The sequence below is a fragment of the Streptomyces sp. NPDC048288 genome (assembly GCF_043201555.1).
Classification (GTDB): Bacteria; Actinomycetota; Actinomycetes; order Streptomycetales; family Streptomycetaceae; genus Streptomyces.
Map to the genome: position 1 here is coordinate 204,371 of NZ_JBICZD010000002.1, position 16,143 is coordinate 220,513.

Sequence of the window (16,143 nt, forward strand, 5' to 3'; positions counted from 1 at the left end):
GGGGCTCTGTCAGTGCCTGCGCATAGCGTGAGTCCTGTCCGGTCTTGAGAGCAGGGGGCACGAATGTTCGATCGCGATGTGAGCTATCCGTGCGCTGTCGCCAGCTACGACGCCGAAGGCGTGGGCGCAGCCATCGACTGGTGCTGTGGGTATCTGGAGGACGGCGACACTCTCACCGTATGGACCAGCCTGAAGTCCAACCTGGAAAACAGCTCGGAGCTGGAACAGCTCGTGACCCGACACTCCAACGTCGAGCACGTCACCGGCAGAGGCGGCGGATTCATCCGCGGAAACGGTCCGGTCCTCATGGCCTGGCCGGACATGGCAGATATCGGGAAACTCGTGCACTACGGCGGCCGCCGCGTCCGGGCGCTTTGCGTCATCACGTGGAACGAGGACGAGATCAGGCCGTGGGTGACAGCCATGGAGCCAGCGATCTTGGGCGACGGCTCAGCATGGGAAGAGTTGACGCCCGAACTCGACCCCGTCGCCGTCGAAGCCCTCAAGGGCCTGACGCTGACCGTCAACCACAACAACACGATCGCGGCCGGTTACGAGAAGGACATGGTCGTGAGCGCTCTCCTTGCGTTGCACGACGCCAGCATCCCGATGGACGGTGAAGCCGTGCAGGGGTGGGCCCTCGCGCATGGATGGTCAGGCAAGAATCCCGGACACCTCGCCAAGTATGTGGAGGACATCAACGCAGGGAAGCGTCCGCGATGCCGCCGCGTGCTCGGCACGGACTACATCGACACGCTTCGACGCCGAGCCGCGGACAACGCGTAGAACCGCCGACTGGCCACTGCCCGAGCGGCAGGACTCCTTGGGAGCCATCTGGGAGCCGACCCGCTCCCCAAGCCCCTTCGAGTCCGCCCGAGACCACCACAGCCCAACGCTCTGACCAGGTAAAACATCATCCGTGCAGGCAAGATCACCACCCGAACCTCATTCGGGACGAAGAGGTCGTGGGTTCAAATCCCGCCACCCCGACAGCCGAAACACCAGGTCAGGCCGAGTGCTGAGAGATCAGCGCTCGGCCTGATTTGCTTTGTGGCCCCGTTTTGGGGCCATTTGGGAGCGACCCTCGCCGCCCAGCTCCATGTGGCTAGTGAGCCAGGCCTGTTGGACCCTTCACCAGGCGTTTGCCACGCCTGCCGGCGCGAGCGCCTCATCACCGCGTTGACGCCGCCTTACCCCTCCCCGGAGGGGTCATCACGCATAGTCACAACATGGTCACGAGGTGGAATATGCGGGTGATCAAATGGCTGATTCATGAAGAAAATGTCCCTCTACGTTTGCCGGGAATATCCGGCGCCCTGAGTGCTGGGGAGCCTCAGGGGCGAGGGGGGTGGGGAATGACTACTTACCGTTTCAATCCGCCGCCGGGCTGGCCTGTGCCACCCGAGGGATGGATGCCGCCGCCGGACTGGCGGCCCGATCCGACGTGGCAACCGATGCCGGCGGGGTGGCAGCTGTGGGTTCCTGAGGCCGACCCCACCGTCGACTCCACCGCCGATGCCCTCGCTGTGGGCCCTGCCACCGGAGCCTCTGCGGTGCCGGCTCCTCGGAAGGGAGGGCTGTTCGGGCGCCGGCGTTCGGATGTGGTGTCCGAGGCCGAGGAGTTGCGGGCGTGGATCACACAGACGCAGGGGCTGGATGCCGCGCGGGTCGCCGGTCTTGTGCGGCAGGTCGAGGCGGAGGGCGAAGCACTGCGTGAGCGGACAGTCGCCGATGCCGCCGAGGAGGCGGAGGGGATCCTCAAGGACGCGCGTGAGACGGCGAAGGAGATTCTCGGCGACGCGCGCCGGACCGCGAAGGAGACCGAGCAGGTCCGCAAGGAGGCCGACCGGCACCGCAAAGACGTCTTCGACGCCGAGCGGCGGCTCGCCGAACTGCAGGCCCGGATCGTCAACGCCGACGAGACCGCCATGCTGCAGGAGGCCGGGATCTATGCCTACCGGCATGCGCTGCACGACGCGATCGCCTACCGCAGCCGGCTCGACTCGCTGCAGAACGAGATCAAGGCGCTCGCCCGCGCGGGCCGCGCCGTGCAGGCGGCCACGGACTGGACGGTCAACGGCTCCAAGCGTGAGGGCCAGAAGATGGTCCGCGACTTCTCCAAGCTCATGCTGCGCGCCTACAACGCCGAAGCCGACTACGCCGTGCGGTCCATGCGGCCGCACCGGCTCAGCTCCCTCGTCGACCGTCTCTACAAAAGCCGCGAAACGATCGCCCGGCTCGGTGCCACCATGCACATCCGAATCACCGACGAGTACCACAACGCGCGCGTGCGGGAGTTGGAGCTGACTGCTGACTTCCTGCAGAAGAAGGAAGAGGAGAAGGAAGCCCAGCGCGAGGTACGCGCCCGGGAGCGTGAGGAGGCGGCGGTCCAGCGGGAACTCGACCGGCAGCGCGAGAAGCTGAACAAGGAACTCGGGCACTATCAGTCAGCCCTTGACCGCCTGCGTGAGCGCGGTGACGAGGCGGGTGTGGCGGAGATGGAGGCCAAACTGGCCGAGATCGAGAACGCTCTGCAGGACGTCGAGTCCCGTGCGGCGAACGTCCGCGCCGGTTATGTGTACGTCATCTCGAACATCGGCGCCTTCGGCGATCGCATGGTGAAGATCGGCATGACGCGTCGGCTCGAACCTCTGGAGCGTGTCTACGAGTTGAGTGGGGCGGCCGTACCCTTCCGGTTCGATGTGCACGCGCTGATCTTCAGTAAGGACGCGGTCGGCCTGGAGTCGGAACTCCACCGGCAGTTCGCCTCGAAGCGGGTCAACCAGGTGAACAGCCGGAAGGAGTTCTTCTACGCCACTCCGGCGGAGGTGCGCGATGCGCTGCAGCGGTTCGCGGGGCAGCATCTGATCGAGTTCACCGAGGAACCCCAGGCGCTGGAATGGCGGGCCGGCACCCGGACAGCGTGATGTGCGGCGAAGCATCACTACGATCACGGACATGGACTGGCTGGAGCGTGCCGCGAACCTGAGGCAGTGGAGCCGGGACGGCGTGCGGGCGCCGCACAAGCCGTTGCTGCTGCTGTACGCGCTGGGCCGGTTCCAGGCTGATGCCGAGGACGAGCTGCGGTACACCGCGGTGGAGGCCGATCTGAAGCAACTGCTGGCGGAGTACGGCCCAGCGCGCGGGACCACGCCCGCTTACCCCTTCCACCATCTGGTCAGCGACGAGGTGTGGGAGGTGCGTAGCGATCACGGCGGCGGCAGCCCTGGCACGGGGGTACGGGAGCTGCGGGCCAGTGGGGCCACGGGTCGGCTGGCCCCGGACCTGCGGCTGGCGCTGCGGCGGGAACCGTCGCTGCTGGGCCGGATGGCAAGGGTGCTGCTGGACCTGCACTTCCCGCCGTCGTTGCACCAGGACCTGTGCGAGACGGTGGGCCTGGAACTGGAGTTGGCGGAGACAGCCGCGCTGGCAACGCCCGAGCGGCGGCAGCGGGACCGGCGGATGCGGGAGATGGTGCTGACCGCCTACGAGTACCAGTGCGCCTTCTGCGGCTACGACGGCATGATCGGCGCGACGCCCGTCGGGCTGGAAGCCGCGCACGTGCGCTGGTGGGCGTTCGACGGCCCGGACGAGGTCGACAACGGGCTGTGCCTGTGCTCGCTGCACCACAAGCTGTTCGACAAGGGCGTCCTCGGTATAGGCGACGGCCACCGCATCCTCGTCTCGCAGCGATTCGTCGGGCGCAGTCAGGCTGCCCGCGACCATGTCACCGCGCTCTCGGGCCGTCCGCTCATAGGCCCTCAACCCGGCCTGCCGCCCGTCTCGGCGGCCCACCGTTCCTGGCACACCAGCCAGGTCTTCCACGGCAGCCCACGCCCGGCCACCTCCTGACCTGGTGTTCCATGCGGGATCCCAAGGATCCTCGTGCTGCACCGACGCGGGTCTGCTTCGGCGGCAGGCCCGCGCCGGTGAGGTCAGGAGGGTCGGACGTCAGCTGGTGAAGGTGAGGTACTTCCAGGTGCCGTGGGTTGTGGAGTTGACGTTGTCGCCCGAGGTGGTGTCGATGTAGGAGGAGCGGATGCGGAAGCGGATGCCGGTGGGTGGGGTGCCGGTCAGTTCGAGGGTGTCTTTGCCGGAGGAGCCGAGGGTGAGGTATTCGGTGTGGGTGGTGCGCCAAGTGCCCTGGTAGTAGCGCTGCAGTTCGACCTTGTACTTGCGGCCCGGGTAGGGCGTCATGGTCGTGTCGTAGACGGGGTCCTTGGACTTGTGGAAGTAGCGGTACGTCTGGTTCCACGCCGTCTTGGTCTTGTAGTAGCCGCTGAGCGCGCTGGACACCTTGACCTGTGCGCCGACGGTGGCGGTGGCCGTCGCGGGCGCGTAGCGGGTGTCGCCGGTGAACTTGGCGGTGAGCTTGGTGTCGCGCGTCAGGGAGACGGTGACGGAGAGGTTGCCGGAGGAGTCGACCGGGCCGGACTTCAGCAGCTTCTCGGGCTTGTCCTTGCCGTAGGGGTCGGCGTAGATGGCGACGGTGCGGTTCTTGGACGTCGTTCCCAGGTGCGCGGTGAACTTCACCGCGGTGTTGTACGCGTACACCTTGCCGTTGTTGCCGAGCGTCAGCGTGGTCGCCGTGCGGGTGACGTCCACCGTGCTCTGGGCGGTGGCGGCCGCGTGGTAGTCGTCGCCCGCGTAGGTGACCGTGTACGTGACCTTGCCGCCGGCCGGCGGGGTGTCGGCGAAGGTGTAGGAGCCGTCGGCGCCGACCGTTGCCGTGCCGATCGCCTTGCCGGACGAGGATTCGTCGTCGGTGCGGGTGATGGAGACCCTGGTGCCGGACGGGAGTGCGGTGGTCGACGTCAGTTTGCCCGTGACGGTGAGGGACTTGGCGCGCGGGGCGGTGGCCGGGGCCGTCGCCGTGAGGGTGGTGTCCGCCTTGGTCGGGTTGTCGAGGACGCGCAGCGAGTACACGTTCGCGGAGTTGTACGACACCGCGAACAGCTTGCTGGTGTCCGGCGCCCAGGCGAGGCCCGAGGGTGCGAGGGTGTCGGCGCCGCTGCCGCCGCCGGTGTTCGGGAAGTCGTACTGCCGCACCGGGTCGGAGACGCCCGGCTCGAAGATGTGGACGTCCGGCTCGTACGAGGAGAAGGTGCCCGCGGCGACGGCGCCGTTCGGGGCGATGTCGACCGCGTTCGGGTAGGGCTCGGTGGCGTAGCTGCCGTCCTCCGACAGGTCGGAGAGCTTGAACACCTCGTGCTTGTACGGGGCGCCGCTGGCCGTGACGACGTCCTTGCCGTCCGGAGTGACCGCGAGGTCGCTGAGGTTGCTGCTGCTGCCCGGGTCCCAGGCGTACGCGGTGCGGTTCGCCGAGCCCGACGACACGTCGTACACGGCGAGTTCGACCGGGCTCTGTCCCGGTGCGCCCGCGACGATGGTGCCCGGGGCGCCGGTCGAGGAGCCGAGGATCGGCGCGTCGTTCCAGGTACGGGTGGTGTCCTGGTGGAGGGTCACGACCGGGTCGGTGCCGCTCAGGTCGAGCGAGCCGATGTTGCCGCTGCCGCTGCCGCGGTAGCCGAACCAGAGCTTGCCGCCGGCGAGGGCCGGGTACTCGGGCCGGCTGCCGTCGCCCGTCGGGTAGCGGTGGGCCTCGGTGGCGGTCGCCGTGTCGATGGCGACGATCGCGTCGGCGCCCTCGACGGCCGCGTACAGCGTGCCGGAGTCGGCGGACAGTTCCAGGCCGCGGACGCCGGGCAGCGAGTCGACGGTGCCGACGACCGTGCCGCTGTAGTCGGTCGCGACGACCTTTCCGCTGGTCGGGTCACTGATGAAGACCCGCTGGTGGACGCCGTCCACGACGACGTCGCCGGTCGAGGTGACCGGCAGGACGGTGCTGGAGTCGGCCAGTGCGGGCGCGGCCGAGGTGACGGCGAGCGCGGCCGAGCCGAAGAGGACCGCGAGTGCTGTCGCGGCCGGAAGAGTGCGTATGCGCACGTGTTTTCGAACCCCCGGAACGAAAAGAGCCCCTGTTGTTGCACTGGGGAAGTAGGCGGAGCCTAAGTCGCTACCAGTGACGGCAGAGGCAAACGAGGGTCAACGATGATCAAAGAAAGGGAAGTGGACGGGATACGGCGCCCGACACTGTGAGTCACCGTGAGTCAGGGTTTCGGGGTGGGTGGGGTGGTGGGTGGGGTGGTGGCTCGGCAGTGGGTGGGTGGGGTGGGGGACGTGTGGGTCAGCCAGGTGGCGGCTATCTCGCGGCCGTCGGAGAGGGTGTGGCGGGGCGGTCCGGGGGTGGGAGTGGGGAGGAAGCCGGCGGCGGTGAGAGCTCGGGCGCTGGCGGTGTTGGTGGGTTCGTGGCCGGCGTTGACCGTGGGGAGGCCGAGGTGGGCGTGGCCGAGGTGGAGGGCGGCACGGAAGAGTTCCGTGCCGAGGCCCTGGCCGCGGGAGTGGGGGGCCAGCCAGCCGCCCACCTGGCCGGTGTCGAGGTGGAGGGTCGTGGCTCCGGCGTATCTGCCGTCGTCGAGGCGTACGGCGACCAGTACCTCGTTCTCGTCGGGGCGGGGGGTGAAGGGGCGGGACAGGAGGAGCTGGGCCACCCGGGAGGAGCGGAGGGCGTCGGGGTCGCCGGGGCGCAGGGCGAGGACGGCTTCGCGGACGCGCTCGTCGAGCACGGTGTCCTCGGGCCTGCCGAGCCAGTGCTGGGCCTCGGGGTCCGAGCCGGCGGCCATGGCGGCGACGACGTCCAGCTCGGTCTCGGGGGTGTAGAGCAGGAGGCGCTGCGTGCGCAGGGTGTGCCGCTGGGCCCAGCAGGGGCCGGGGAGGGGGAGCTTGGGCGTCCGCCGCTCGCGGCGCAGCAGCCGTGACCAGACCATGTGTTCTCCCCCTGAGTCCGGTCCAGTCCGGTCCGGTCCCGTCCGGTCCAGTCCTTCGTCCCTGGCGGCGGCGTGCGTCGTCGGGCGGAGTCTAGTGCGGGTGGTGGGAGCAGGGGCGAGGGCGGGTAGGAGGGCGGTGTGGTGGTGGCGGGCGACCGGGAGTGCGGGGGACGACGTATGCGTGATGACGTGGTGCCGGCGGTGCGTGCGGTGTACGGGGAGCAGGATCTGAGTTCCGCGCCGGCGTTCGGGGGCGGGTTCATCAACTTCGGGCACTGGGAGGGGATTCCGCTCGATCGGCCGCTGACGGCTGCGGACCGGGTGCGGAGTCAGCGCGATCTGTACCGGTGTGTGCTGGGGGCGCTCGACGGCGCGGGGGCGCGGGGTGTCGAGGTCGGGTGCGGGCTGGGGGTGGGGGCCGGGCTGGCGGTGGAGGAGTTCGGGTTCGCCTCGGTGACCGGGCTGGACATCCATCCCGAGCAGGTGGAACGGGCCCGCCGGGCCAACGCCGGGCTGCTCGCCCGGGCGCCGGAGCGGCTCGGGTTCGCTTGTGGTGCGGCGGAGCGGATGCCGTTCGGGGACGGTGAGTTCGACCGGTTGTACTCGGTCGAGGCCGCGCAGCACTTCCGTGACCTGGCCGCGTTCGGCCGGGAGGCCGCGCGTGTGCTGCGGCCCGGTGGGCGGCTGGCCGTCACCAGCTTCTTCGTACCGGACGGCGCCGAGGACGCGGGCGCGGTGGACGCGGGACCGGAGGGCGTGGGCGCGCAGGGCGTGGGCGCGCAGGGCGTGGGCGCGCAGGGCGTGGGCGCGGAACTGGCCGCGCGGCTGGACAGCTTCGCGTCGGGGCTCGATGTGGCGCACCCGGTGACGTCGCTGACCGGGGCCCTCGACGCCGTGGGGCTGAGCGACGTACGGGCCGAGTCGATCGGTGGGCATGTCTGGCCGGGGCTGGATCACTTCCTCGCCGGTATCGACCAGCCTGTGCGGTGGCCGCGCAATTTCCTGCCGGCCTATCGCGACGGCCTGCTGGACTACTACGTCGTCACCGCGCGCCGTCCGCTGGAGGGCGGGTGAGGTGAGGTTCGCGCTGCGCCCGCTCGGGTGGCGTCGGCGGGTGTGCCGCGTGGCTGCGCGGTCGTAGCCGAATGGGACTGATGATCATCCTTGTGTGACGATCCACGACGCCACCCCGCGTACCGGTGACCGACCGCGCACCGGCAACCCCCCGCCGCGGCGCGCAGCCCTCGCCGTCCTGGCGCTGATGTGCCTCGTGCTCCTGTCGGCCGCCGCCCCTGCCGCGGGTGCGGTCTCCGCCGGCACGGTCTCCGCGGGTGCGGCCGGTGCCGGTGCGGCCGGTGCCGGTGCGGCCGGTGCCGGTGCGGCCGGTGCCGGTGCGGCCGGTGCGGGTGTGCGGGTCGGCGGAGAGCCTCGGCCGCCGGCGACGGCCGGTGAGGCCCGTACGGCCGCGTATCTCGACTCGATCCATGGTGATCCGGGGCTGCTGCAGCGCTTCTTCTTGCGGCTGCCCAAGGGGGGTGACCTGCACAATCATCTCTTCGGTGCGGTGCGGACCGAGTATCTGATCGAGCTGGCCGGTCAGGACGGGCTGTGCGTCGACACGGTGACGCTGACCGCGGTCGTACCGCCGTGCGGGGGTGGTAGTCGTCCGGCGGCGGATGCCCGGACCGACCGGGACTTCCGGGAGGCGATCCTGCGTGCCTGGTCGATGCAGGACTTTCCGCCGGACCGGCTCGGGCACGACCACTTCTTCGCCACGTTCGACAAGTTCGGTCTGGTGGCCGCGCGCCATCCGGGCAAGGTGCTCGCCGAGGTCGCCGACTCGGTCGCGGCGCAGCACCAGCTCTATCTGGAGACCATGGTCAATCCGGCCTCCGACGAGGCCGCGCAACTGGCGGAGCAGGTCGGCTGGGATCCGGACCTCGCCGCGTTGCACGCCAGGCTGGTGGCGGACGGCGGGCTCGACCGGGTGGTCGCCGACGCGCGGGCGCAGACCGACGCCACCAACGCCGAGTTCCGGTCCGCCGCCCGCTGCGGCACCGGGCGGCCCCGCCCGGGCTGCCGGCTGACCGTTCGCTTCGTCTACCAGGCCTTCCGCGGCGGTTCCCCCGAGAGCGTCTTCGCGCAACTGGCCCTCGGCATGCGGCTGGCCGAGCGCGACCCCCGGTTCGTCGCCGTCAACCTCGTCCAGCCGGAGGACGGGGACGGCGCGCTGCGCGACTACAGCCTGCAGATGCGCATGGTGGACTTCCTGCGCACGGTGTACCCGAAGGCCCATGTCACCCTGCACGCGGGTGAGTTGTGGCCGGGGCTGGTCAAGCCGGAGGAGCTGCGGTTCCACATCCGGGAGGCCGTGGACGTCGCCGGTGCCGAGCGCATCGGGCACGGCGTCGACCTCCGGTTCGAGGACGACTGGCAGCGGACGGCCAGGGTGATGGCCGACCGGCAGGTGGCCGTCGAGGTGCCGTTCACCAGCAACGCGCAGATCCTGGGCGTGCGCGGGGCCGAGCATCCCTTCGACACCTACCGTGCCTTCCGCGTACCGGTCGTCCTCGCCACCGACGACCCGGGCGTCTCCCGCATCGACATCAGCCACGAGTACCGCTACGCCGCCGAGACGTACGGACTGACGTACCCGGAGCTGAAGGACCTGGCCCGCGCCTCCCTGCAGTACGCCTTCCTGCCGGGGCGGAGCCTGTGGCGGGGCAACCCGACCCGCGACGGCTACCGGCCGGTGTCCGTCTGCGCCGGGCAGCTCCCCGACGGCGACCGCGACAGCGGCGCCGACGGCAACGGCAACAGCGACGGCAGACCTCGGCCGCCGGGTGCGGAGTGCCGGCGGCTGATCGCCGCCAGCCCGAAGGCCGCCGTCCAGTGGCGGCAGGAGGCCGCCTTCGCGGGGTTCGAGGGTTCCGGCCACCCTGTTCACCCCGCCCGCTGAAGACAAGTGACCACCGCCTGAAGACAAGAGGCTGCCGCCTGAAGACAAGAGGCCGCCGCGCGCGGGCCTCGGGAACTCCGGTGGCTCCGGCGCCGGCCCGTTCGTCCCGGTCCCTGGCTACGCTGCACGGGTGACCACCGAGCTGACCCTGCTGCCCCGAGTCGCCTGTCGTGGACGGGAGATCACCGCGCCCCGGCTGCGCGGGCTGCTGGCGCTGCTCGCGGAGGACCTGCGGGCCGGCTGCAGCACGGGGCGGCTGGTGGAGGGGCTGTGGCCGGAGGAGCAGCCGGAGCGGCCGGGCAAGGCCGTGCAGATCCTGGTGTCGCGGCTGCGCGCGCAGGTCGGGGCCGACCTGGTCGTGAGCACGCCGACGGGGTACCGGCTGGCGCTGGACGAGACGCGCGTCGACAGTTCCGCGCTGCTGCTGCACGAGGCGGCCGGCGCCGAGCGGGCACGGGCGGGGGATCACGAGGGCGCGCTGGCCCGGGCCGAGGCGGGGCTGGCGCTGTGGGACGGGAGCGTGGGCGCCGGGGCGGGCGAGGACCTGCACGATCCGGTGGTGGCGCTCCGTGCCGACCGGGTGCGGGTCCACCGTGCGCTGGTCCGGGCGCGGGCGCTGGCGCTCGCGCGGGTCGGGCGGCGGGAGGAGGCCGCCGCGCCCCTGGCCGAGCTGAGCCGGGCGCTGCCGCGGGACGAGGAGGTGCTGGCGGAGCTGCTGCGCTGCGAGGCGGCCACCGCAGGCCGGGCCGCGGCGCTGACCCGGTACGACGGCTACCGGCGGCGGCTCCGCGACGAGCTGGGGACCGATCCGGGGCCGCGGCTCAAGGCCGTCCACCGGGAGTTGCTGAGCGCGGACACGGCGCCGGTGCGCCACGGTGTGCCGCACGAGCCGAACCCGCTGCTGGGCCGGGACGCCGACGTCGCCGCCGTGGCCGGGCTGCTGCGCGACACCCGGGTGGTCACCGTGGTGGGGCCGGGCGGACTGGGCAAGACCCGGCTGTCGCACGCGGTGAGCCGGGCGGCCGCGCAGCCGGTGGTGCACTACGTCACCCTGGCCGGTGTCACCGCCGACGACGACGTGGCCGGCGAGGTGGCCTCGGCCGTCGGGAGCGGGGACGGACGCCAGCTGCCGGGCGCCGGCGCGGACCCGGCGGGCGGGATCGTCACCGCGCTGGGTCCGGGCTCCGCGCTGCTGGTCCTGGACAACTGCGAGCATGTGGTCGCCGGTGCCTCCGCGCTCGTACAGGCGCTGGTGTCACGGTCGAAGGAGCTGCGCGTGCTGGCCACCAGCCGGGCTCCGCTGGGGCTGACCTCGGAGTCCGTGTACGCGCTGCCGGAGCTGTCGCTCGCGACCTCCGTCGAGCTGTTCGGGCAGCGGGCGCGGGCCGCGCGGCCCGGGGTGGACCTGCCGGCCGACCGGGTCGCCGAGATCTGCCGTCATCTGGACGGGCTGCCGCTGGCCGTGGAACTGGCCGCGGCCCGGGTGCGGGTGCTCTCCGTGGCCGACATCGCCCGCCGGCTGCAGGACCGTTTCGCGCTGCTGCGCGGCGGCGCCCGGGACGCCCCCGAGCGGCACCGCACGCTGCGGGCCGTGGTCGAGTGGAGCTGGAACCTGCTGGAGCCTGAGGGGCGGGCGGCGCTCCGGGCGCTGTCCGTGTTCCCGGGGGGCTTCACCGAGGACGCGGCCGAGTGCCTCATCGAGGACGGCGGGGACGCGGGCGGGGGTGGTGGCGGGGGCGCGCTGGATCTGCTGGAGCAGCTGGCCGATCAGTCCCTGCTCAAGGTGGGGGAAGGTCCTTCCGGGGTGCGGTTCCACATGCTGGAGACGCTGCGGGAGTTCGGTGCCGCGCGCCGCGAGGAGGCCGGTGAGAGCGCGGCGGTGACGGACCGGTTCCTGTCCTGGGCGCGGGACTTCGGCCGGGCCCACCACGACGCGATGTTCGGCGACGAGGCGGTGGCCTCCTTCGGCCGGGTCCGCGCCGAGCAGGACAACCTCGTCCTCGCCCTGCGGTACGCCCAGGCCAGGGCCGACGGGCCGGCCATCGCCGCGCTCACCGCCGTACTGGCCTCTCTGTGGTCCGTCGGCAACAACTACCTGCGGTTCGTCACGCTCGCCGCCGAGACCGGCGGGCCGCTGTCCCGGTTCCGCCCGGGACCGGAGCACCCCGAGGACGTGGAGGCGCTGCGGAGCGCGGCGGCGATCTGCACGGCCGGGCTCTTCATGGGCTACGGCCCGCACGCCGTACGCCAGTTGGTCACGTTGCGCCGGCTGCCGCCCGCGCCGCCGGACACCGTGCTGCGGGCACTGGCCGTCGTACTGTCCGCCGTCCCGGACATGCACCCGCCGGACTGGGCACGGCTGCAGGAGCTGTGCGACGCCGACGAACCGCTGCTGGCGGGGCTCGCCGCGGGCGTCGCCAGCTACCTGTGGGAGGCCGCGTACGAGACGGAGCGCGCGCTCGACCACGCGCGCCGGATGCTCGCCGCGGTGCGACCGCTCGGCAATCCGATCACCCTGCTGCTCAGCCACGGGCGGATCAGCGAGCTGTGCCTCAAGACGGAGCGCGGCGCGGAGGCGTACGACCATCTGCGCGCCGCGGACGCGATCGGCGAGGTCGGCGGCTGGTCGGACGCGATCGGTGTCCGCTACGGGCTGGTCTCCGCCTGTCTGCAGCGGGGGGACGTCGAGGAGGCGGAGTACTGGCTGGGCCTGGCCGCCCCGGACCGGCAGCCGGAGTCCCCGCAGGCCCCGCAGGCCCCGCAGGCCTTCACGCCCGAACTGCTGCAGGCGCGGGCGGAGATCGCGCTGGCGCGGGGGCTGACCGAGGTCGGTCTCGGCCTGTGGCGGCAGGCGGCGGGCGGGATCCGGGAGGCCAGTCTGCTGGCCACCGACGACCCCTTCCTGGACTCGTGGTCGCTCCAGGTGCAGGCGGCCGCCCTCGCGGCACACGCGCAGCACGGCCGGCTGGAGCCGGTCGCCCGGCTTGCCGAGGAGCTGCGGGTACGGCTGCTCGGGATGCTGTCCGGATCCGACCCTGGGAGTGGTTCGGGTACGGACGGGTCCGGTGCCGGGGATCTGCTGGAACTGCCGGTGTACGGCTCGGTGTTGCTGGCGCTCGGCCACGTCGGGGTGGCCCGTGGCGAGACGGCGGCCGTACGGCTGCTGGCGCTGGCGGAGCTGATGCCGGTGATGCGGGACCTGCCCACCATGTCCTCGGCCAGGTCGCGGGCGGCCGCCGAGAACGCGGATCGGGCCGCGTACGCCGACGCGAGGTCGGAGTACGCGGCCCTGGGGCGGGATCAGCTGCGGGTCGCGGCCCGGCACGAGCTCACTGCCGCGGCTCACGGCTGAACATCGCCTTGGACCACAGGTAGCCGACGACGATCAGCACCAGGCACCAGCCGAGCGCCAGCACCGCGTTCCTGGTGCCGATCCCGCTGCCCAGCAGCAGTCCGCGCAGGGTCTCGATGAAGGGCGAGAAGGGCTGGTACTCGGCGAACCAGCGGAACCAGCCCGGCATGGCGGCCACCGGCACGAACGCGCTGGACAGGAAGGGCAGCATCACCAGCGGCGTCCCGATGTTGCTGGCGCCCTCGGCGTTGGGGCTGATCAGGCCGATGCCGACCGCGAGCCAGGTGACCGCGACGCTGACCAGGGCCATCAGGCCGGCCGCCGCGATCCACTCCACCGGCGAGGCGTCGGGCCGGAACCCGATGGCCAGTGCGATGCCGAGGACCAGCACCAGGGCCATCAGCGTCTGGATCACGCTGCCGACGACGTGGCCGATCAGCACGGAGGCGCGGGAGATCGCCATGGTGCGGAACCGGGCCATGATGCCCTCGGTCATGTCGGTGGCCACGGACACCGCGGTGCCGAGCGAGGTCATGGCCACGGTCAGGAAGAGGATGCCGGGGACGAGGTAGTTGACGTACTGGGAGCGGTCGGCGTGGCCGCCGGTGATGCCCGCGCTCATCACGTTGCCGAAGACGTAGACGAACAGGAGCAGCAGGATGACCGGGGTGAGCAGGAGGTTCAGGGTGAGGGAGGGGTAGCGGCGGGCGTGCAGGAGGTTGCGCCGCAGCATGGTCAGGTTGTCGCGGAAGGCGTAGCCGGCGGTGCTCATCGGGCGGTCTCCTTGTCAGTGGAAGCGGTGGAGGCGGCGGAAGCGGTGGAGGCGCTGGAGGCGCTGGGCGTGGTGGTGGGCTGAGCGGGTACGGAACCGCCGGTCAGGGCGAAGAACACGTCGTCCAGGTCGGGGGTGTGCACGGAGAGTTCGTCGGCCTCGATGCCGGCCGCGTCCAGCCAGTCGAGGATGGCGCGCAGCTCGCGCTGGCTGCCGCCGCTGGGGATCTGCAGGGTGAGCGCGTCGTCGTCGCGGGTGGTCTCGCGCAGCGTGGTGGCCGCGCGTTCGTACGCCTCCGGGTCGGAGAACCGCAGCCGTACGTGGCCGCCCGGCACGAGTCGCTTGAGCTCCTCGGCGCTGCCCTCGGCGACGATCCGGCCGCCGTTGAGGACCGCGATACGGTCGGCGAGCTGGTCGGCCTCCTCCAGGTACTGGGTGGTGAGGAAGACCGTCGTGCCGCCGGAGACCAGCTCGCGGATGATCTGCCACATGGTGTGGCGGCTGCGCGGGTCGAGGCCGGTGGTGGGCTCGTCGAGGAAGATGATCCGCGGGCTGCCGACCAGGGTCATGGCGATGTCGAGGCGGCGCTTCATGCCGCCGGAGTAGGTGGAGGCGGGCTTCTTCGCGGCCTCGGTGAGGTCGAAGCGCTCCAGCAGCCCGGCGACCGTCCGCCGCCCCTCCGCGCGGGGCAGGTGGTGCAGGTCGGCCATCAGGAGCATGTTCTCCTCGCCGGTGATCAGCCCGTCCACGGCGGAGAACTGGCCGGTCACGCCGATGGCGGCCCGTACCGTCTGCGCCTCGGCGGTGAGGTCGTGGCCGGCGATGCGGGCGTCGCCGCCGTCGGCGGAGATCAGGGTGGACAGGATGTTGACCACCGTGGTCTTGCCCGCGCCGTTCGGCCCGAGGAGGGAGAAGATCGTGCCGGCCGGCACCCGGATGTCGATGCCGTCGAGAACGGTCTTGTCGCCGTAGGACTTGCGCAGCCCGGTGGCCGCGATCGCGAGTTCCTGCTCTGCCGAGGTCGATGTCGAGGTCGAGGCCGGTGTCGGTGCGGGTGTGGGTGTGGGTGCGGGGTTCGAGGTCATGCCGCAGAGCGTGCCGCCGCAGCGGTTCAGAACGGCTTCAGCGCGGTTTCAGGCCGCCGGGGGTGGTTTCAGGTGGGGTGAAACCGCAGGTGGGCGGGGGTAGGCGGGGCTCCGGAGGCCGTTCCATACATTTCCCATAGGAAAGGTGGCTAAGGTCCCCGCATGGATTCCACTGGCCCGATCATCATCGCGGGAGCCCTGGTCGGCTTCGCCGTAGGACTCACCGGCATGGGCGGCGGAGCCCTGATGACGCCGATCATGGTCATGGTGTTCGGGGTGAACCCGACGGCGGCGATCGGCAGCGACCTGGCCGCGTCCGTGTTCATGAAGCCGTTCGGCGCGCTGGTGCACCAGCGCGCGGGCACCGTGCGCTGGGACATCGTGCGCTGGCTGCTGCCCACCGCCGTCCCGGCCGCCTTCGGTGGCGTGTTCCTGCTCCGCGCCCTCGGTGACGGCGACGACCTGCAGCAACGCGTCAAGTACGTCGTCGGTACGGCGCTGATGCTCGCGGTCGTCGGCATGCTCACCCGGCTGTGGCTGGACCGCCGCCGCGCCACGACGGCCGACGACGACGCCCATGTCCCGGTACGGCCCGTGGCCACGCTGCTCATCGGGCTGGTGGGCGGGGTGATCGTCGGGATGACCTCGGTCGGCTCGGGCTCCCTGATCATCGTGATGCTGATGCTGGCCCACCCCCGCCTGAAGGCCAACCATCTCGTCGGTACGGACCTGGTGCAGGCCATCCCGATGGTGGCCGCCGCCGCCCTGGGGCACCTGCTCGTCGGCGACGCCGACCTGGGCCTCGCGGCGACGCTGCTGATCGGCGCCATCCCGGGCGTGCTGGCCGGCTCCGTCATCTCCACCCGGGTCTCGGGGTCCGCGGTGCGCTGGGCCCTGGTCGTCCTGCTCACCGGGTCCGGGCTGTCGATGCTGAAGGCGTCGTCCACCGCCATCGTGCTGGGATGCCTGGGCATGGCGCTCCTCGCCACGGTGGTCAGCCTGCGCGACCGGCGCTCCGCCGCCCGCCGACCCGACGGCTCCACGCCGACGGCCGACGCGTCCCAGGCGGCGCAGGAGGCCGAGACGGCGGGCGTCACCGGCGGATCCGGCTGACCACCGGTGCCGCCCGGCCTGGGCGGCCCGGACTC

Annotated in this window: 11 protein-coding genes; 7 read left to right on the forward strand and 4 right to left on the reverse strand. The window is 71.6% G+C overall.

Annotated elements, in window-relative coordinates:
• Positions 1 to 63 precede the first annotated feature (63 nt).
• The 3 genes from ACGFZS_RS07260 to ACGFZS_RS07270 all read left to right on the forward strand — a co-directional run bounded on the left by ACGFZS_RS07260 (position 64) and on the right by ACGFZS_RS07270 (position 3,852).
• Positions 64 to 786, forward strand: a complete 723-nt coding sequence (locus ACGFZS_RS07260) for a hypothetical protein (protein WP_393794256.1) — start codon at positions 64 to 66, stop codon at positions 784 to 786.
• 818 nt (positions 787 to 1,604) lie between these two features.
• Complete coding sequence (locus ACGFZS_RS07265; RefSeq protein WP_393794257.1) at positions 1,605 to 2,927, forward strand: DUF4041 domain-containing protein; 1,323 nt, start codon at positions 1,605 to 1,607, stop codon at positions 2,925 to 2,927.
• Between the two features lie 31 nt (positions 2,928 to 2,958).
• Positions 2,959 to 3,852, forward strand: a complete 894-nt coding sequence (locus tag ACGFZS_RS07270) for a phosphorothioated DNA-binding restriction endonuclease (protein ID WP_393794258.1) — start codon at positions 2,959 to 2,961, stop codon at positions 3,850 to 3,852.
• Between the two features lie 99 nt (positions 3,853 to 3,951).
• Here ACGFZS_RS07270 and ACGFZS_RS07275 read toward each other — a convergent pair whose 3' ends face one another.
• Entirely contained in the window at positions 3,952 to 5,946 is a 1,995-nt protein-coding gene (locus ACGFZS_RS07275; RefSeq protein WP_393794259.1) for a YncE family protein, read from the reverse strand.
• Between the two features lie 164 nt (positions 5,947 to 6,110).
• Complete coding sequence (locus ACGFZS_RS07280) at positions 6,111 to 6,827, reverse strand: GNAT family N-acetyltransferase (RefSeq protein ID WP_393794260.1); 717 nt, start codon at positions 6,825 to 6,827, stop codon at positions 6,111 to 6,113.
• Between the two features lie 177 nt (positions 6,828 to 7,004).
• On the opposite strand from ACGFZS_RS07280, the gene ACGFZS_RS07285 reads away from it, so the two are divergent.
• The 3 genes from ACGFZS_RS07285 to ACGFZS_RS07295 all read left to right on the forward strand — a co-directional run bounded on the left by ACGFZS_RS07285 (position 7,005) and on the right by ACGFZS_RS07295 (position 13,138).
• Complete coding sequence (locus ACGFZS_RS07285) at positions 7,005 to 7,901, forward strand: class I SAM-dependent methyltransferase (RefSeq protein ID WP_393794261.1); 897 nt, start codon at positions 7,005 to 7,007, stop codon at positions 7,899 to 7,901.
• Positions 7,902 to 8,088: 187 nt separating this feature from the next.
• On the forward strand, positions 8,089 to 9,786 hold the full coding sequence (locus tag ACGFZS_RS07290) for an adenosine deaminase (RefSeq protein WP_393794863.1): 1,698 nt from the start codon (positions 8,089 to 8,091) through the stop codon (positions 9,784 to 9,786).
• A gap of 130 nt (positions 9,787 to 9,916) precedes the next feature.
• The gene (locus ACGFZS_RS07295) at positions 9,917 to 13,138 is read left to right on the forward strand and encodes an ATP-binding protein (protein WP_393794262.1); all 3,222 of its coding nucleotides are present in this window, start codon (positions 9,917 to 9,919) and stop codon (positions 13,136 to 13,138) included.
• Here the strand turns inward: ACGFZS_RS07295 and ACGFZS_RS07300 are convergent.
• Positions 13,116 to 13,910: an ABC transporter permease gene (locus ACGFZS_RS07300; RefSeq protein ID WP_393794263.1), complete on the reverse strand. Its 795-nt coding sequence runs from the start codon at positions 13,908 to 13,910 to the stop codon at positions 13,116 to 13,118. The two genes, ACGFZS_RS07295 and ACGFZS_RS07300, sit on opposite strands and share 23 nt — an antisense overlap.
• On the reverse strand, positions 13,907 to 14,995 hold the full coding sequence (locus ACGFZS_RS07305) for an ATP-binding cassette domain-containing protein (RefSeq protein ID WP_393794264.1): 1,089 nt from the start codon (positions 14,993 to 14,995) through the stop codon (positions 13,907 to 13,909). Before ACGFZS_RS07305 ends, ACGFZS_RS07300 begins: the two co-directional genes overlap by 4 nt.
• A gap of 162 nt (positions 14,996 to 15,157) precedes the next feature.
• Between ACGFZS_RS07305 and ACGFZS_RS07310 the strand changes: the two genes are divergently transcribed.
• Positions 15,158 to 16,108, forward strand: coding sequence for a sulfite exporter TauE/SafE family protein (locus tag ACGFZS_RS07310; RefSeq protein WP_393794265.1), 951 nt, complete (start codon positions 15,158 to 15,160; stop codon positions 16,106 to 16,108).
• Positions 16,109 to 16,143 lie beyond the last annotated feature (35 nt).